The sequence below is a fragment of the Oceanicella actignis genome, from assembly GCF_008124525.1.
Lineage (GTDB): Bacteria > Pseudomonadota > Alphaproteobacteria > Rhodobacterales > Rhodobacteraceae > Oceanicella > Oceanicella actignis.
The window spans coordinates 138878-155131 of the sequence record NZ_VNHJ01000003.1; the positions used below are offsets into that span (position 1 = coordinate 138878).

17 protein-coding genes and 1 tRNA gene are annotated in these 16254 nt (G+C 75.3%); 13 read left to right on the forward strand and 5 right to left on the reverse strand.

The genetic code is table 11. The features are described from left to right. Positions 1–109: 109 nt before the first annotated feature. Positions 110–1780, reverse strand: a complete 1671-nt coding sequence (locus tag LY05_RS05885) for a hypothetical protein (RefSeq protein WP_148922468.1) — start codon at positions 1778–1780, stop codon at positions 110–112. Positions 1781–1946: 166 nt separating this feature from the next. Here LY05_RS05885 and LY05_RS05890 point away from each other — a divergent pair, with 166 nt between their 5' ends. From LY05_RS05890 to LY05_RS05910, 5 genes are all read left to right on the forward strand, one after another. Then, a complete protein-coding gene (locus tag LY05_RS05890; protein WP_148922469.1) occupies positions 1947–2558 on the forward strand; it encodes an anthranilate synthase component II in 612 nt (203 codons plus the stop codon). Continuing rightward, positions 2558–3577: an anthranilate phosphoribosyltransferase gene (gene trpD, locus LY05_RS05895; RefSeq protein ID WP_148922470.1), complete on the forward strand. Its 1020-nt coding sequence runs from the start codon at positions 2558–2560 to the stop codon at positions 3575–3577. Before LY05_RS05890 ends, trpD begins: the two co-directional genes overlap by 1 nt. Before the next feature lie 29 nt (positions 3578–3606). Next, on the forward strand, positions 3607–4437 hold the full coding sequence (gene trpC / locus LY05_RS05900) for an indole-3-glycerol phosphate synthase TrpC (RefSeq protein WP_148922471.1): 831 nt from the start codon (positions 3607–3609) through the stop codon (positions 4435–4437). After that, entirely contained in the window at positions 4434–4922 is a 489-nt protein-coding gene (gene moaC / locus LY05_RS05905; RefSeq protein ID WP_072745846.1) for a cyclic pyranopterin monophosphate synthase MoaC, read from the forward strand. Before trpC ends, moaC begins: the two co-directional genes overlap by 4 nt. Positions 4923–5033: 111 nt before the next feature. Then, the gene (locus LY05_RS05910; protein WP_148922472.1) at positions 5034–5867 is read left to right on the forward strand and encodes a universal stress protein; all 834 of its coding nucleotides are present in this window, start codon (positions 5034–5036) and stop codon (positions 5865–5867) included. 327 nt (positions 5868–6194) lie between these two features. Here LY05_RS05910 and LY05_RS05915 read toward each other — a convergent pair whose 3' ends face one another. After that, positions 6195–6908: a Crp/Fnr family transcriptional regulator gene (locus LY05_RS05915; protein WP_148922473.1), complete on the reverse strand. Its 714-nt coding sequence runs from the start codon at positions 6906–6908 to the stop codon at positions 6195–6197. Positions 6909–7104: 196 nt separating this feature from the next. On the opposite strand from LY05_RS05915, the gene LY05_RS05920 reads away from it, so the two are divergent. The 4 genes from LY05_RS05920 to ubiV are packed head-to-tail and all read left to right on the forward strand — an operon-like array spanning position 7105 to position 10136. Further along, positions 7105–7677, forward strand: a complete 573-nt coding sequence (locus LY05_RS05920) for a DUF2478 domain-containing protein (protein WP_148922474.1) — start codon at positions 7105–7107, stop codon at positions 7675–7677. 17 nt (positions 7678–7694) lie between these two features. Continuing rightward, the gene (ubiT, locus tag LY05_RS05925) at positions 7695–8225 is read left to right on the forward strand and encodes a ubiquinone anaerobic biosynthesis accessory factor UbiT (RefSeq protein WP_148922475.1); all 531 of its coding nucleotides are present in this window, start codon (positions 7695–7697) and stop codon (positions 8223–8225) included. Next, complete coding sequence (ubiU, locus tag LY05_RS05930; RefSeq protein ID WP_148922476.1) at positions 8222–9220, forward strand: ubiquinone anaerobic biosynthesis protein UbiU; 999 nt, start codon at positions 8222–8224, stop codon at positions 9218–9220. The genes ubiT and ubiU overlap by 4 nt, the downstream gene beginning before the upstream one ends. Before the next feature lie 4 nt (positions 9221–9224). Next, a complete protein-coding gene (gene ubiV / locus LY05_RS05935) occupies positions 9225–10136 on the forward strand; it encodes a ubiquinone anaerobic biosynthesis protein UbiV (protein ID WP_148922477.1) in 912 nt (303 codons plus the stop codon). Between the two features lie 282 nt (positions 10137–10418). Here ubiV and LY05_RS05940 read toward each other — a convergent pair. The 3 genes from LY05_RS05940 to LY05_RS05950 form a co-directional block, all read right to left on the reverse strand. Continuing rightward, positions 10419–10495, reverse strand: a tRNA-Met gene (locus LY05_RS05940). A 118-nt stretch (positions 10496–10613) separates the two neighbouring features. Then, entirely contained in the window at positions 10614–11744 is a 1131-nt protein-coding gene (aroB, locus tag LY05_RS05945; RefSeq protein ID WP_148922478.1) for a 3-dehydroquinate synthase, read from the reverse strand. After that, positions 11741–12397 (reverse strand): shikimate kinase, encoded by a 657-nt coding sequence (locus tag LY05_RS05950; RefSeq protein ID WP_249041871.1) that lies wholly within the window; start codon positions 12395–12397, stop codon positions 11741–11743. The genes aroB and LY05_RS05950 overlap by 4 nt, the downstream gene beginning before the upstream one ends. 214 nt (positions 12398–12611) lie before the next feature. On the opposite strand from LY05_RS05950, the gene LY05_RS15535 reads away from it, so the two are divergent. The 4 genes from LY05_RS15535 to LY05_RS05965 are packed head-to-tail and all read left to right on the forward strand — an operon-like array spanning position 12612 to position 16146. Continuing rightward, positions 12612–12746 carry a hypothetical protein gene (locus LY05_RS15535; protein ID WP_256598358.1) on the forward strand — a complete coding sequence of 45 codons (135 nt, stop codon included), beginning with the start codon at positions 12612–12614 and terminating at the stop codon, positions 12744–12746. 36 nt (positions 12747–12782) lie between these two features. Continuing rightward, positions 12783–13838, forward strand: coding sequence for a tyrosine recombinase (locus LY05_RS05955; protein ID WP_148922480.1), 1056 nt, complete (start codon positions 12783–12785; stop codon positions 13836–13838). 54 nt (positions 13839–13892) lie between these two features. Beyond that, entirely contained in the window at positions 13893–14255 is a 363-nt protein-coding gene (gene secG / locus LY05_RS05960) for a preprotein translocase subunit SecG (protein ID WP_072745862.1), read from the forward strand. A gap of 7 nt (positions 14256–14262) precedes the next feature. Next, entirely contained in the window at positions 14263–16146 is a 1884-nt protein-coding gene (locus LY05_RS05965; RefSeq protein WP_148922481.1) for a glycosyltransferase family 39 protein, read from the forward strand. The last annotated feature ends 108 nt before the right edge of the window (positions 16147–16254 follow it).

Below are 16254 nucleotides of genomic sequence, written 5' to 3' on the forward strand. Positions count from 1 at the left end.
GCGGGCCGATCTCCACGCGGCAAGGGGCGGCCACGGTCCCGCCCGGCGGCGGGCGCGGACAGGCGCAGACGGGCCAAGCCGGGTCGGCGCGCAGGCGCGGCCGCCCCGGTCAGCCGCCTGCCCCGATCCAAATTTCCATCATGTTGCGCGGCAGGTTGCGAAAGCGTTTGGCCAGCGAGGCCACGGCCGGCGCGGGGCGCGGCGCGCCGCGCGCGGCGCTGGCCTCGGCCTGCAGCGCGCGCGCCAGCTCGGCGGCGGCGGCCGCGTCTTCGTCGCGGTAGTAGCGGATCTCGTCGCCCGGCTGGTCGAAAGGCACCACCTTGACCAGACGCACGCGGTAGCCGCGCGCCTCGAGCCCGGCGATGGCGCGATCGATCCAGCTTCGATCGGCGCCGCGGGCGATGTGCACAAGCAGCTCGGGCAGCGCGCCCGGGGCGGCGACGCGCCGCGGCGCGAACCCGCCCTCCTGCCCGGCGGAACGCTGGCGCAAGGCGGCAAGCGGGCTGGCTGCGTCGGCCTGCGCCCGGGTCTGGCCGGGCGCAAGCGCCGTGCCGGGCGCGGCATCCTCCGCACCGCCTGCGCCGCTCGCGGAGACGGGGGCAACCGCGCCTGCCGCCGCGCGCGCGGGCGGCTGGGCCGCCGCGCGCAGCGCCGCCGCCGCTTCGGCCAGGTCCAGCGCCCGCCCGGCCGGCGCCGCGGGAGCGGATCGCGCGACCGGGGCCGCCGCGCCCGCCTCGGGCGAACCTGCCGGCATGGACGCGGGCGCCGGCGCGGCATCGGCCGGCGGCGCGGCCGGCGCGGGGTCCGCGCCCGTCCCCGGCGCAAGGGCGGCGGCGCCCAGCGCGCCAGGCTGCGCGTCATCCGCCGCCTTGGGCGCTTGCGCCGGGGCGGCCGCCGGACCCTGGGGCGCGCGCGCCGCGGCATTTGACGCGGCCTCGCCCTTGGGCGCCGCCGCCCCCGCTCCCGTTCCGGCGGCCGACCGCAACACGGCGGCGGCTTGGGCCAGATCCAGAACCGGCGCCACGTCGGGCGCGGCGGGCGTCGCGGGCGTTGCGGGCGCGAGGGGCGGCGCCGCCGCTGCGTCGGGTGCCGGGGGCGAGGCGGCGGCGCCGAGAGTCGGCGCGGATGCGGCCGAAAGCCCGGCGGGCGCGGCGGCCTCGGGGGGCGTCGGGGACGCCGGCGCTTCGACCACGGACGCCGCCGCGGCTTCCGCCGCCGAGGGGGACGCGGCCGCGATGCCCGCCGCCTTCTCGCCGCCGGGGACAGGCCGCGCGCCCGACGAATCTTCGGCCTTCGGCGCGGGCGGCGTTTCGGCCGCCGCCACGTCCTCGGGGGCCGGCGCGCGGCCCGCGCCGGCTGCGCCGTCGGCGGCGTGAATGGCGGCGGCCTGCTCGGGCGCGGGGATCGGGCGCGAGGGCGCGGGCGGCGGCGCGCCCGGCGCCTCGGCCGCGGGCGGGTTCGCCGCCGGCGCCATGGCGAGCGCCGCCGGAGCGCGGTCGAGGATGGGCGCCGCGCCCACTGCCTCGGCCGCCGAAGGGGCGTCGGCGACGGCGCCGGGAAGGGCCGCGGGGCGCGCCTTGTCGGCGGCGATGGGCGCCTCGGGGCCCGCCTCGGGACCGGCCGCGGGGGCGGCTGGCGTAGCGGCGGGCGGCGCGATGGGGGGCGCCATGGCAGGCGCCTCGGGAGGCGGCGCGATCAGGGCCGCCAGCGCGGCCGCCGTTCCCACCGCCAGCGCGCCGGCGACGAAGCCCCTTGCGAAACCTGCAACGCCATAGGCCATACGCCATCCTCCGTGATGCAACGCGGCGCAGGGCGCGCTTGACGCCGCCCCGCCCTTCCTCGCATGTATTAGCCCCGATCGCGCCGCGGAACCAGCCCGCGCGCCCCGCCGACGCCCGCGCCCCGGCCACCGCCGCCCGGAGGCCCGCCGACAAGGACATGCCGACATGCTGCTGCTGATCGACAATTACGACAGCTTCACCTACAACCTCGTCCACTATTTCGGCGAGCTGGGCGCGCGGGTCGAGGTGCGCCGCAACGACCAGATCTCGGTCGCCGAGGCGCTGGAGATGGGCCCCGAGGCGGTGGTGCTCTCGCCCGGGCCGTGCGATCCGGACCAGGCCGGGATCTGCCTCGACCTCGTCGCCGCCGCCGCCGAGCGACGCCTGCCGCTTCTGGGGGTGTGCCTGGGGCACCAGACCATCGGCCAGGCCTTCGGCGGCAAGGTCGTGCGCTGCCACGAGGTGCTGCACGGCAAGACCTCGACCATCCGCCACACCGGCAAGGGCGTGTTCGCCGGCCTGGCGCAGGACTTCACCGCCACGCGCTACCACTCGCTGTGCGTCGAGCGCGAAAGCCTGCCCGACGCGCTCGAGATCACGGCCGAGACCGGCCAGGGCGACGAGGCCGTCATCATGGGGCTTCAGCATCGCGAGCTGCCCATCCACGGCGTGCAGTTCCACCCCGAGTCGATCCGCTCCGAGCACGGGCACGACATGCTGGCCAACTTCCTGCGCATCGCCGGCATCCCCGTGCGGCCGCTGACGAGGGCCGCCTGATGTCCGAAGCGCTCAAGCCCCTGATCGGCAAGGCCGCCGAGGGCCCCCTGACCCGCAACGAGGCCGCGCGCGCCTTCGAGGCCATCATGTCGGGCGAGGCCACGCCGGCCCAGATCGGCGGCTTCCTGATGGCGCTGCGCACGCGCGGCGAGACGGTGGACGAATACGCCGCCGCCGCCTCGGTGATGCGCGCGAAGATGGCCCGCGTGCGCGCCCCCGAGGGCGCGATCGACATCGTCGGAACCGGCGGCGACGGCAAGGGCACGCTGAACATCTCGACCGCGGCCGCCTTCGTCGTCGCCGGGGCGGGCGTGCCGGTGGCCAAGCACGGCAACCGCAATCTGAGCTCGAAATCGGGCGCCGCCGACGCGCTGACCGAGCTGGGCGTCAACGTCATGGTCGGCCCCGCCGTGGTCGAGGCGGCGCTGGCCGAGGCGGGCATCGCCTTCATGATGGCGCCCATGCACCATCCGGCGATGCGCTATGTCGGCCCCGCGCGCGCCGAGCTGGGCACGCGCACGATCTTCAACATCCTCGGCCCGATGACCAACCCCGCGGGGGTCCGCCGGCAGCTGACGGGCGCGTTCTCGGCCGATCTGCTGCGCCCCATGGCCCAGACGCTGGCGACGCTGGGCGCCGAGCGCGCCTGGCTGGTGCATGGCGGCGACGGCACGGACGAGCTGTCGATCTCGGCCCCGAGCAAGGTGGTCGAGACCCATGACGGCGCGCTGCGCGAATTCGAGCTGGCCCCCGAGGACGCCGGCCTGCCCGTGCACCCGTTCGAGCAGATCCTCGGCGGCACGCCGGCGCAGAACGCCGCGGCGCTGCGCGCGCTGCTCGAGGGCGCGCGCTCGGCCTATCGCGACGCGGTGCTGCTGAACGCGGCGGCGGCGCTGGTGGTGGCGGGCGCGGCGGCCGATCTGCGCGAGGGCGTCGAGCGCGCGCGCGAAAGCATCGACTCGGGCGCGGCCAAGGCGCGCGTCGCGGCGCTGGCGCGCGTCACATCCGCGGCCGGCTGAGCGCCGCCCCGGCAAACGGAGACATCCGCGTGACCCAAACCGTTCTGGACCGCATCAAGGCCTACAAGCTTGAGGAAATCGCCGCGCGCAAGGCCCGCACGCCGCTGCGCGCGCTCGAGGACGCCGCGCGCGCCGCCCCCGCCCCGCGCGGCTTCGTCGCCGCGCTGCGCCGCGCGCTGGCCGAGGGCCGCTACGGCCTCATCGCCGAGGTCAAGAAGGCCAGCCCCTCGAAGGGCCTGATCCGCGCCGATTTCGACCCGCCGGCCCTGGCGCGCGCCTATGAGCGCGGCGGCGCCGCGTGCCTGTCGGTGCTGACCGACGAACCCTCGTTCCAGGGCGCGGACGCGTATCTTCGCGCCGCGCGCGCGGCCGTCTCGCTGCCCGCGCTGCGCAAGGATTTCCTCTACGATCCCTGGCAGGTGGCCGAATCGCGGGCGCTGGGCGCGGACTGCATCCTCATCATCATGGCCAGCGTCTCGGACGCCCAGGCGCGCGAGCTCGAAGACGCCGCGCTGGCCTGGGGCATGGACGCGCTGATCGAGGTGCATGACGAGGCCGAGCTCGAACGCGCGCTGGCGCTGCGCTCGCCGCTGATCGGGGTCAACAACCGCGACCTGCGCAGCTTCGTCACCACGCTCGAGACCACCGAGCGCCTCGCCCCGCGCATCCCGGCCGAGCGCATCGCGGTGGCCGAGTCGGGCCTGTCCTCGCCCGCCGATCTGGCGCGGCTGGCGCGGGCGGGGACGCGCTGCTTCCTGATCGGCGAAAGCCTGATGCGCCAGCCCGACGTCGAGGCCGCCACGCGCGCGATCCTCGCCGATCCCCTGCCCGCCCAGGACCCGCAAGGAGCCGCCCGATGAGCGACGCCGAACCCCGCCTGACCCATTTCGACGCCAAGGGCGCGGCGCAGATGGTCGACGTCTCGGCCAAGCCCGCCACCGTGCGCACCGCCGTCGCCCGCGGCGCGGTCGAGATGGCGCCCGCCACGCTGGCCATGATCGTCGAGGGGCGCGCCGGCAAGGGCGACGTTCTGGGCGTGGCGCGGCTGGCGGGCATCATGGCCGCCAAGCGCACCTCCGAGCTGATTCCGCTGTGCCACCCCTTGCCGCTGTCCAAGGTGGCGGTCGAGCTGACGCCCGATCCCGCCCGCAACCGCGTCGAGATCGAGGCCACCGTGCGCACGACCGGCCCGACCGGCGTCGAGATGGAGGCGCTGACCGCCGTCGCCGTCGCGCAGCTGACCGTCTATGACATGGTCAAGGCGGTGGACAAGGCCATGCGCCTGACCGACACGCGCCTTGTCTTCAAGGAAGGCGGCAAGTCGGGGCGCTATCAGGCCGATTGACGCCGGGGCGGGCGCTCGGACGCTTGACGCGGATCAAGTCGCCAGACGGCGCGGCGCGCGATAGTGTGTGGCGAAAGGCGCCGCAGGGGGCGCCGCAAACCGGAGTCCGCCATGACCTACAAGACCATCCTCACCTGCACCGACGGCGAAACCGACGGGCGCGGGCGCATGTCCGCGGCCATCGCGCTCAGCCGCCGCTTCGACGCGCATCTGTCGGTGGTCGCGCTGGGCTACGAGCCCGACCTGCCCGCCTACGCCTATGGCGAGGCGCCGTCCCTGGCGATGACGCAGTGGTATGAGGAATCGCGCAAGCGCGCCGAGACGCTGGCCGAGGCCGCCGCCGAGCGGCTCGAGCGCGAGGGCGCGCGCGGCGACGCCGCGCCCCTGGTCGCCACCTATGCCGGCGCCGGCCCGGCCTTCGGGGCCCGCGCCCGCTTTTCCGAGCTGGTCGTGCTGGCCGGCGGCGACGGCCAGGGCGGAGACGGCGCCGAGCTGTCCGAGGCGCTGCTCGAGGGCGCGCTCTTCGACGGCGACGCCGCGGTGCTTCTGGCCCCGCGCGAGCTGCCCGAGAAGGTCGGCTCGACGACGCTCATCGCCTGGAACGACAGCCGCGAGGCGCTGCGCGCCGTGCGCCATGCCATGGGCTTCCTGTCCGAGGCCGAGAAGATCGAGATCGTCATGATCGACCCGGACGAGGACATGGCCGCCTCGGGCGAGGCGCTGGCGCTGATGCTGTCGCGCCACGACCTGCCGGTCGAGCTGGCGCCCCTGCCCGACGAGGGTTTGGGCGCAAGCGGGGCGCTGCGCCGGCGCGCGATCGAGATCGGGGCGGACCTGATGGTCATGGGCGCCTATGGCCGCTCGCGCTTTCGCGAACTGATCCTCGGCGGCGTGACCCGCGACATCATCCGCGACACGCCCCTGCCCGTGCTGATGGCGCACTGAACGCGGCGGGCGCGGCAGGGGCGCCCGGCAAGCGCCGGGCGCGCGCGGCCGCGGCGCCCGGGCGCCGATGCCCCGCGCCGGCGGGCGGCGCGCCCGAAGGCGGCGAACCGAACAACGCGCCCGCCCCGCCGGGCCGCGCCTTGCCGCCCCCGCCGCATGACCGCGCCAGAGGCGTCATGCGAGCTTTCGCTCGGGCCAAACCGCCCGTCGTGGCGGCGGCGGCCCCGAACGCTCCGCGCCGACCGCCCCCGTCCGCCACGCGTCGCACGCCGGCGGGTGGGCGCAGGCGCAGCGCGAGCCGCCTCGCGCCCGGCGGCGGGGTCGCGCTCAGCCGCCCCCCTCGGCCGCCGGCGCAGGCAGCTCGACCTGCCGGCCCGAGATCCTGAGCGCGCCCGCCTCGCAAAGCCGGCGCAGGCGCCGCGTCACGGTCTCGGGCGCCAGGCCCAGCGCCGCGGCCATGTCCGCCCGCGACAAGGGCAAGCGAAAGCGCACGACCCCGTCCGCGTCGGGCGCCTGATCGGCCGACAGATCGCGGATCAGCCGCAGCAGGCGGCCGCCGGCGTCGCCGCGGCGCGAATGGGCCCGCAAGTCGCGGCTGCGCCGCAGCTCGATTGCGCAGCGCAGCGCCAGCCCCCCGAGCACCTGCGGCGAGCCCTCGACCACCTCCCTCGCCTCGCGCGCGGCCACGACGCACACCCGCGCCGCCGTCAGCGCGCGCGCCTCCGTGTCGTGCGGCTGCCTTGCCAGGAACGAGCGGAAGCCGAAGATCTCGCCCGGCCGGACGAGGCGGACGAAGCTGTAATGGCCGTCCTCGCGCGTCGTGCGCAAGGCCACGAGCCCGCGCGACAGGCAATAGACCGTGTTGGCCGGCGCGCCTTGCGCATAGATCGCCTCGTCGCGGGCCAGCTGGCGGCGGCGAAACCCCTGCGCCAGCCGCGCCCGCAGCTCGGGCGCGACCGGACGCCAGACGCTGGCCTCGCCGAAGGCGCAGGCGCCGCAGGGATGGCGCGGTGGGTCGGAATCATCGCTCGGGCTTGTCATGGTCGCGATGATCGCCCCTTCGCCGCGCCGTGCCAAGGCGATGCGACCGCCGATGTCCGGCGCGCGACGAAGTGCGGCGGATCTTGACCATCGTCAGTTTTTCGCCGCCCGCGCGCTGCTACAGAGCCCCGGAATCGCGCAAGAGCCCGCCGAAGCCCCAAGCGCCCAGACCGGCCGCGGCCCGAGGAGAACGCACATGTCCAGACCGACGACGGACGCCGAAGACGAACTTCCCGCCATCGCCGCCCTTCCCATATCGGGCGACGGCCGCACCGACGCCTTGCTCGAGCGGCTGCACGCGGCCCTGATCGCGCGCGGCTTCCGCGTGGCCGGCGCGCTGCGCAGCCCCGCCGCCGCGCCCGCGCATTGCGAAGCGGTGCTGCGCGTGCTGCCCGACGGGCCCGAAGTGCGGATCACGCAGGATCTGGGCGCGTGCTCGACCGCGTGCCGCCTCGACGCCGGAGCGATCGAGCACGCCGCCGGCCTGGCCATGGCCGCCTTCGAACGCGGGGCGGACATCGTCCTGCTCAACAGGTTCGGCGTCAGCGAGGCCGAGGGCCGCGGCTTTCGCGCGCTGATCGGCGCGGCGGTCAGCCGGGGCGTTCCGGTCATGATCGGGGTCTCGGAGATTCGCCGCGCCGCCTTCGACGCCTTCTGCGGCGGCTTGGCCGAGCAGGTTGCGCCCCGCGAGGAAGCCGCGCTCGGCTGGTGTCTGGCCGCGCTCGGAACAGGCCGCCCGGCGCTTGCCGGCGCCGGCGCGGCGCGTTGACGATGGAGCACGCGAAGATGTCCGAAATCGCGACCCGAATCGAAGCGGGACCGCCGACGCCGGGCGGGGCGCTCTCGCGCGTCGCCTGCCTGGTGGCGCAGCCCTTCCTGACGCGGATCGTGCGCCGCATCGCGCAGCGCCATCCCGCGCTGTTCGCGCGGCTGGGCGCGCACTGCAGGACCGACTACGTGATCGATCCCGTCGAGCTGCCCTTCGCGCTGCATCTGCGCCCCGATCCCGAACGGCTGATCCTGAGGGCGACGCCGCGCGACCGGCTGCCGCCGGCGGGCGCAAGCATTCGGGGGCGTTTCCTGCTGCTGCTCGAACTGATCGACGCCGAACAGGACGGCGACGCCGCCTTCTTCTCGCGCGATCTGGAGATCGGCGGCGACACCGAGGCGGTCGTTCGCCTGCGCAATGCGCTCGACGACGTGGACGGCTCGATCGCCGAGGAGGCGGCCGACATGTTCGGCCCGCCCGGCCGCGCCATCCTTGCGCAGCTTCGCCGGCGCTATCGGCATGTCGAACCCCAAGGAGACGGGCGATGAGCGTGGCCGAGTTGATCTGCCCGGCCGGAACGCCCTCGGCCCTGCGCACGGCCGTCGACGCGGGGGCCGACGCCGTCTATTGCGGCTTTCAGAACGCCACCAACGCGCGGAACTTTCCGGGGCTGAACTTCACGCCGCAAGAGCTGGAAGAGGCCGTCGCCTACGCGCATGGCCGCGGCGCCAAGGTGCTGCTGGCGCTGAACACATACCCGCCGGCCGGCCGGACGGCTCTGTGGCGCGAGGCCGCCGAGATCGGCGCGCGGGTCGGGGTCGACGCCGTCATCGTCGCAGACATGGGCGTAGCCGACCACATCGCGCGCGCCCATCCCGGGATCCGGCTGCACCTGTCCGTGCAGGCCGCCGCATCCTCGCCCGAGGCGATCCGCTATTATTGCGCGCATTTCGGCGTGAAGCGGGTGGTGCTGCCGCGCATCCTGACGATCGCCGAGATCCGGCAAATCCGCAAGGAGATCCCCTGCGAGATCGAGACCTTCATCTTCGGCAATCACGGCCTGATGGTCGAGGGGCGATGCAGCCTCACCAGCTACCTGACCGGCCAGTCCACCAACATGGACGGCGTCTGCTCGCCGGCGTCCCATGTCGAATACGTGCGTCACGAAGACGGCGCGATGACGTCGCGGCTGGCCGGGTTCGCCATCGACCGCTTCGGGCCCGACGAGAAGGCCGGCTATCCCACCATCTGCAAGGGCCGCTACAACGCGCCCCATCGCCCCGAGGGATACTACGCCTTCGAAGAGCCGATCAGCCTCAACCTCGCGCCCATGCTTCACCAGCTGATCGAGGCGGGCGTTCACGCGTTCAAGATCGAGGGGCGGCAACGGTCGAAAAGCTATGTGCGCACCGTCGTCTCGGCCTTCCGCAAGGCGGTGGACGAGATCCGCGCGGGGCGGCGCGCCGACCTTGACGGCCTTGTCGCGCTGACCGAGGGCCGCAAGCAGACCCAGGGCGCCTTTGCCACGAAGAAATGGCGGTGAGAGCATGACGAAGCTGACGCTGGGACCGATCGCCTATCACTGGCCGCCCGAGAGGCGGCGCGACTTCTACGCGCGCATCGCCGACGAGGCGGCGGTGGACGAGGTCTATCTGGGCGAGGTCATCTGCTCCAAGCGCGCGCCCTTCCACGAGCCCGATCTTCCCGAGACGATCGAGCGTCTGCGCCGCGCGGGCAAGACCGTGATCCTCTCGACATTGGCCGAGGTGATGCTCGTGCGCGAGCGCAAGGCGACCGCCGAGCTGGCGTCGCTGGAGGCGCCCGAGATCGAGATCAACAACGCCGCCGGGTTGTTCGCCCGCGGGCGGCGGCCCCATCGCATCGGCCCGTTCATGAACGCCTACAACGAGGCGACGATCGCCTGGATGGCGTCCCAGGGGGCGACGCATGTCTGCCTGCCCGTCGAGCTGCCCGGCCCGGCCGTCGCCGTCGCCGCCGGCGCGGCGCGGGCGCTGGGGATGGGGGTCGAGGCGCAGGTGTTCGGGCGCGCCTCGCTGGCGGTGTCGGCGCGCTGCTACCACGCGCGCGCCCATGGCCGGACCAAGGACAATTGCCGCCATGTGTGCGAGGAGGATCCCGACGGAATGCCCCTGCGCACCACGGACGACCGACCGATCCTTCGCGTCAACGGCATCCAGACCCAATCGGAATCCTATCTGGCGTTGATCGACGAGATCCCCGAGCTCGTCGCCGCCGGAGTCACGCATCTGCGCCTGATGCCGCAGGCGGTCGACATGGCGGCGGCGGCGAACCTGTTCCGCGCGCTTCTTGACGCAAGGCTGAGCGCGGCCGAGGCCGAGGCGCGCCTGCGCGAAATCTGCGGCGACGCGCCTCTGAGCAACGGCTTCTACCACGGCAAGGCCGGCTACCGCCGCATCGCCCGCGCCCCGGCCGCATGAACGCGACGCCGACGCGGCGGGGTCCCGCTCCCGTCGGCGGGGGGATTCGGCGCTCGCCGCTTCGCTGCGAAGAAGGCAAGGGCCGGAACCGGACAAGGCGCCCGCGCCTCCCGGCCTGCGGCCGCCGCGAAGGCCCTGCGCGCAGCTCGGCGCACATCGCCCGGGCGCTCGCCGAAATCTCCTTGGCAGAGCAGGTCGCACGCGCAGACGGAAGCGATGGACGGCACGCCCCTGACGCGCGTCGCGATCGCCTCTTCCAGCAACGGATTTTCGAGGAAGATCTGGTAGCGGAGGAGGGACTCGAACCCCCGACACGCGGATTATGATTCCGCTGCTCTAACCAACTGAGCTACTCCGCCGCTCGCGAGGGGGCTTTTATCCATGCGGCCGGGGGGCGTCAAGCGCGAAATCGCGCGAAAATCCGGCCGGCCGTCCCCCCGCATTCCCCCGCGCCCGAACCGCCTTGCGCCGCGCCCTTCAGGCCGCGCCGCGCTCGGCCAGGGCCTCGTTCAGAACGGCCCTCACGGCCTCGGGATCGACGTCGCGCGCGACGAAGGCGCGGCCGATTCCGCGCGCCAGGATGAAGGTCGGACGTCCGGCCCTGACCTTCTTGTCCTGCGCCATCAGGGCCATCAGCCCCTCGGCGTCGGGCAGCGGGCCGGGAATGTCGGCAAGGCGCGTGGGCAGGCCCATTCGCGACAGATGCGCCGCCACGCGCGAGGGCTCTTCCTGCGCGCACAGCCCCAGCCGCGCCGACAGCGCGAAGGCCAGCACGCAGCCGATCGCCACGCCCTCGCCGTGCAGCAGGCGCTCGCCATAGCCGGTCGCAGCCTCGAGCGCATGGCCGAATGTGTGTCCCAGATTGAGCAGCGCGCGTTCGCCCCGCTCGGTCTCGTCGCGCGCGACGATGCGCACCTTGGCCTCGACCGAGCGGCGCACCGCCTCGATCCGCGCGGCGTCGTCGCCGTCGCGCAGCGCCGGGCCGTGCGTCTCGAGCCAGGCGAAGAAGTCCGCGTCGCCCAGAAGCCCGTATTTCGCCACCTCGGCATAGCCGGCCAGCAGCTCGCGCCGCGGCAGCGTGCGCAGCGCGTCGGTGTCGGCCAGCACCAGGCGCGGCTGGTGGAAGGCGCCGATCAGGTTCTTGCCCTGGGGCGCGTTGACCCCGGTCTTGCCGCCGACCGAGCTGTCCACCTGCGCAAGCAGCGAGGTCGGGATCTGCACGAATCCCACCCCCCGGCGCAGGATCGCGGCGGCGAATCCGACCAGATCGCCGATCACGCCGCCGCCCAGCGCGATGATCAGATCGTCGCGCTCGATGCGCCGATCGAGCAGCCACTCGACCACGCGCGTCAGCTCGGCCATGGACTTGCTGCCCTCGCCCGCCGGCACGATCAGCTCGTCGGCCTCGATGCCGGCGGCGGCCAGACCCGCGCGCAGGGCGGGAAGCTGGGCGCGGGCGACGTTCTCGTCGGTGATGACGGCGGTGCGCGGGCGCGGCAGCAGCGGCGCCGCATGCGCGCCCGCCTCGGCCAGCAGGCCGGGGCCGATCTCGATGCGGTAGCTGCGCGCGCCGAAGGGCGCCTCGACGGTGCTGCGCTGGGGGCTCATGCGGGCGTCTCCTGGCTCTGGGGGGCGTCGGGCCCCTCTTCGATCACGTCGCCGAGCGCGCGCAGACCGTCGAGGATTCGGGCGGCGACGGCTTCGTGCTTCTCGCCACGGCGGCTGTCGACGACGACCGCGGCCTCGGCGTAGACGGGGTGGCGGCGGGCCATCAGCTCGGCCAGGATCCGGCGCGGATCGCCGCCGGCCAGCAGGGGGCGGGTGTTCTTGCGCCCCACGCGCTCGACCAGCGTGTCGAGCTCGGCGCGAATCCACACGGTCGCGGCGCGGCTCAGCAGCAGCGCGCGGGTGTCGTCGTTCATGAACGCGCCGCCGCCGGTTGCGATCACCGCCGGGCGCGGCTGGCGCACAAGGCGCGCGATGACGCGGCGTTCGCCCTGGCGAAAGGCGTCCTCGCCCATCGAGGCGAAGATCTCGGCCACGCTCATGCGCGCGGCGGCCTCGATCTCTTCGTCGCTGTCGACGAAGGGTGCGTCCAGCATGGCGGCGAGCCGCCGGCCGACGGTGGTCTTGCCCGCGCCCATCAGCCCGACCAGCGCGACCGGGCGCAGCAGCCGGGGCCGCGCGGCGGGAGCCCGGGGGCCGTCCGGCAAGGCGGCCGGCGCGTCGTCTGGGCTGGGCGGCGTGTCGGGCGTGCTCACGATCGCGCGGCGTCCTTCGGCTGGCCGCGGCTCCGAAGGCCGGCGGCATGGGGCTTCGCCCGGCCCCGCGCCATTGCGGCGCGGCGCGGCCGGCGCTAGGGTCGCGGCGCGCGACGCGCCGACGCTCGGGGCTGGGCGGGTCCCTCGTTACACCAGCCGCGGGCGCGGCGCCAAGTCCGCATCGCTCGGGCCGCGGGACAAGGAGGAAGACGTCATGCGCACCGCGCTCAAATACCTTCTATACCTTGCCGTTCTGGGCGCGCTGGCGCTGGCGGGCTATGCGCTGGTGGCCGATCTGCCCGCCCCGCGCGCCACGGTGACGATCGATGCGCCCGCGCCCGGCGACTGAGCCCCCGCGCCGCGCCGCGGCGCACCCGGGGGCGGCATGAGCGCGCGCGCGCCCGCCGATCCCGTCGCGCGCTTTCTCGAGGCGCTGCGCGCCGAGCGCGGAGCGGCCGACAACACGATCTCGGCCTATGCGCGCGATCTGTCCGACCTGGCCGAGCATGGGGGCGGCGATCTGCTGGCGCTGGAGCGCGCGGACATCGCCGCGTGGATGGCGGCGATGGAGGCGCGCGGGCTGAGCCGGGCCACGCGCGCGCGGCGCCTGTCGGCGGCGCGCCAGTTCTACCGCTTCGCCTGCGAGGAGGGCTGGCGCGAGGACGACCCCGCCGCGCGTCTTCGCGGCCCCGGCGCGCGCCGCCCGCTGCCGCGCACGCTGTCGCCCGAGCAGGTCGAGGCGCTGCTCGAGGCCGCGCGCCGGCCCGCGGGCCCCGGCCCGGCGGCGCAGGCGGCGGCGCTGCGGCTGAGCTGCATGCTCGAGCTGCTCTACGCCACGGGCATGCGCGCGAGCGAGCTTCTGGACCTGCCCGCCGCCGCCGCGCGGGGCGATCCGCGCATGTTGCTGGTGCGCGGCAAGGGCGGGCGCGAGCGCATGGTTCCGCTGTCCGAGCCCGCGCGCGCGGCGCTCGCCGCCTGGCTGGCCCATCGCGACGCGGACCCGCGCCTGCGCGGCGCGGCGGCGCTGTTTCCCTCGCGCGGGCGCGCGGGGCGGCTGACGCGGGCGCGCTTCTTCCAGCTGGTGCGCGAGACGGCGGCGCGGGCCGGGATCGACCCGGCCAGCGTCTCGCCGCACACGCTGCGCCACGCCTTCGCCACGCATCTTCTGGCGGGGGGCGCGGATCTGCGGGCGATCCAGACCCTGCTGGGCCATGCCGACATCTCGACCACCGAGATCTACGCCCATGTCATGCAGGCGCGGCTGCGGGCGCTGGTGCTGTCGGGTCATCCTCTGGCGGCCGGCGGGGGCGGCGGCCCGCGCCCCGCGGACGAACGCGCGGCCCTCGCCGCCGCGGAGGACGGCGGCGGCCCGGCCGACCCCGACGGCCCCGGCGCCGATCGCGCCGCGCCCCGTCTCGACAAGCGCCCGCCGAGGCGGTAGAAACCGCCGCCAGACCCGCCGCCCGGCTTGGGCGCATTCAGGAAGGCCGACCCGATGGAAAACGTTCTGCTCATCGTCCACCTCATTCTTGCGGTGTTCCTGATCGGGCTGGTGCTGCTGCAGCGCTCGGAGGGCGGCGCGCTGGGCATCGGCGGCGGCGGCGGCGGCCTCGTCACCGGCCGCGGCGCGGCGACGGCGCTGAGCAAGGCGACCTGGATGATCGCCGCCGGCTTCGTCGCCACCAGCCTGGCGCTGACCATCCTGGCCGCGCAGAACGCCGCCTCGCGCTCGGTGCTCGAGAAGGTTCCCGCCGCCGAGGCCCCGGCCCCCGACGCCGCGCCGCTGGCCGACGATCTCAAGGGCCTGCTGGTCCCGCCGCCGGCCGAGGACCCCTCCGCGCCGCCCGCGGCCGACTGACGCCCGCATGACCCCCGACCCCGAGCGCGGGCGCCTGCGCCGCGCGCCGGCGGCGCTGGACGGGCGCGCGCGCGCGGCCGCGGCCTGGCTCGACCGCGCCGCCTGGCGGCAGGTCGCGGCGCTGGCGCTCTTGTGCCTGGCCATGTTCGCGCCGGGGCTGGACGCGCTGCCCGTCACCGATCGCGACGAGGCGCGCTTCGTGCAGGCCTCGCGCCAGATGCTGCAGAGCGGCGACTACGTCGACATCCGCTTTCAGGACGCGCCGCGCTGGAAGAAGCCCGCCGGCATCTACTGGCTTCAGGCGGCGTCCGCGGCGGCGGCGGCCAAGGCGCTGGACGTGCCGGTCGAACGGGTGGGGATGTGGGCCTGGAGGCTGCCCTCGGCGCTGGGCGCGACGCTGGCGACGCTGGGGCTGTTCTGGGCGCTGACGCCGCTTGCGGGCCGGGCGGCCGCCTTTCGCGCGGCGGCGATGACGGCCACGGCGCTGGTGGTCGTGGCCGAGGCGCATATCGCCAAGACGGACGCCGCCCTTCTGGCCGCGATCGTGCTGACCATGGGCGCCTATGCGCGCGCGCTGGCGGGCGGGCGCGGCGCGGCGCTGGGCATGTGGGCGGCGCTGGCGGCGGGGGTCGCGCTCAAGGGCCCCATCGTGTTCATCCCGCTCGTCGGCTGCATGGCGTGGCTGGCGGTCGCGCAGCGCAGCCTTGCGCCGCTGCGCGCGCCCGACTGGCGGCGCGGGCCGCTCCTGTTCCTTGCGCTGGCCGCGCCATGGTATGCACTGATCGCGCTGCGCACCGAGGGCGCCTTCTTCCGCGAGGCGCTGCTGGACGATCTGCTGGGCAAGGTCGCGCAGGGGCGGGAATCGCACGGCGCGCCGCCGGGGACGTATCTGGCGGCGTTCTGGGCGATCTTCTGGCCCTGGGCGGCGCTGGCGCCGGCGGCGGCCGCCGCCGTCTGGCGCATGCGCGCGCGGCCCGAGGCGCGCTTTCTGCTCGGATGGGCCGTTCCGACCTGGCTGGTCTTCGAGCTCACCCCGACCAAGCTGCCGCATTACGTCATGCCCGCCCTGCCCGCCCTGGCCGGACTGCTGGCCCTGTGGCTGACCGAAGAGGCGCGCCGCAACGCCGCCCCCGCGCGCGCGCCGGGGCTGCCGCATGACCTCGTCCCCTCGGCGCGGCTGGCCGCGGACCCGCTTCGCCCGCCGCGCCGCTGGACGCTGCGCGCGGGCGCGGCGCTGTTCGCGCTGGTCGGCGGCGCGTTGGCGCTGGCCAACATTGCCGGGCTGCTCTGGCTGGGGCAGGCGCCCGCGCCCTGGGGCGCGGCGCTGGCGCTGGCGGGGCTGGCGGCGACGGCGCTGGGGGCGGCGGCGCTGGGGGGCGGGCGGCTGGCGGCCTTCGGCGCGCTTGGCGCGGCGGCCAGCGCGCTGCTGTCGGCGGCCACGCTGTCGCACACGCTGCCGGCGGCGCGCACGCTGTTTCCCAGCGCGCTGATGACCCAGGCCGCCGCGCCGCTGGCGCGCTGCGCGGCGCCGCCGCCGGCCTCGGTCACCTATCGCGAGCCGAGCCTCGTCTTTCTGACCGACGGCGCGGTCGCGTTCCTGAGCCACGAGGACGCCGCGCGGCGGCTGATCGCCCTGCCCGGCGCCTCGGTCTGGGTCGAGGACCGCGCGCGCGCGCGCTTCGATCGCGCCCTGGCCGAGGCGGCGGGCGGCGCTCCGCCGGCGCTGCGCGAGCTGGCGCGGGTCGATGCCTTCAACCCGAACCGGGGCAAGGCGACCACGCTGCGCCTGCTGGCCCGCGCCGACGACGCGCTCTGGAGCGCCTGCCTGGGCCCGGCGGCGCCGGCGTCCGCCGATTCGCCCGCGAATCCCGACCCGTCGCGAGCGGGTTAATCGCAGGTTCAGCCCGGCCCGCGCCATGCGGCGCCGGCTTCCGCCAGATGAAACAGGCGCGGCGAATCGCCGCGTCGCCGCCCCCCTTTTCCGTCACGGCGCCTTACG

Bases quoted from the DNA above. Each gene is read 5' to 3' on its own strand.
- trpD (WP_148922470.1), top strand. From the start codon at position 2,558: ATGTCCGAAGCGCTCAAGCCCCTGATCGGCAAGGCCGCCGAGGGCCCC.
- LY05_RS05890 (WP_148922469.1), top strand. From the start codon at position 1,947: ATGCTGCTGCTGATCGACAATTACGACAGCTTCACCTACAACCTCGTC.
- LY05_RS05920 (WP_148922474.1), top strand. From the start codon at position 7,105: ATGTCCAGACCGACGACGGACGCCGAAGACGAACTTCCCGCCATCGCC.
- LY05_RS05910 (WP_148922472.1), top strand. From the start codon at position 5,034: ATGACCTACAAGACCATCCTCACCTGCACCGACGGCGAAACCGACGGG.
- LY05_RS05885 (WP_148922468.1), bottom strand. From the start codon at position 1,780: ATGGCCTATGGCGTTGCAGGTTTCGCAAGGGGCTTCGTCGCCGGCGCG.
- LY05_RS05915 (WP_148922473.1), bottom strand. From the start codon at position 6,908: ATGACAAGCCCGAGCGATGATTCCGACCCACCGCGCCATCCCTGCGGC.
- ubiU (WP_148922476.1), top strand. From the start codon at position 8,222: ATGAGCGTGGCCGAGTTGATCTGCCCGGCCGGAACGCCCTCGGCCCTG.
- aroB (WP_148922478.1), bottom strand. From the start codon at position 11,744: ATGAGCCCCCAGCGCAGCACCGTCGAGGCGCCCTTCGGCGCGCGCAGC.
- ubiV (WP_148922477.1), top strand. From the start codon at position 9,225: ATGACGAAGCTGACGCTGGGACCGATCGCCTATCACTGGCCGCCCGAG.
- secG (WP_072745862.1), top strand. From the start codon at position 13,893: ATGGAAAACGTTCTGCTCATCGTCCACCTCATTCTTGCGGTGTTCCTG.
- ubiT (WP_148922475.1), top strand. From the start codon at position 7,695: ATGTCCGAAATCGCGACCCGAATCGAAGCGGGACCGCCGACGCCGGGC.
- LY05_RS15535 (WP_256598358.1), top strand. From the start codon at position 12,612: ATGCGCACCGCGCTCAAATACCTTCTATACCTTGCCGTTCTGGGCGCG.
- LY05_RS05955 (WP_148922480.1), top strand. From the start codon at position 12,783: ATGAGCGCGCGCGCGCCCGCCGATCCCGTCGCGCGCTTTCTCGAGGCG.
- moaC (WP_072745846.1), top strand. From the start codon at position 4,434: ATGAGCGACGCCGAACCCCGCCTGACCCATTTCGACGCCAAGGGCGCG.
- LY05_RS05965 (WP_148922481.1), top strand. From the start codon at position 14,263: ATGACCCCCGACCCCGAGCGCGGGCGCCTGCGCCGCGCGCCGGCGGCG.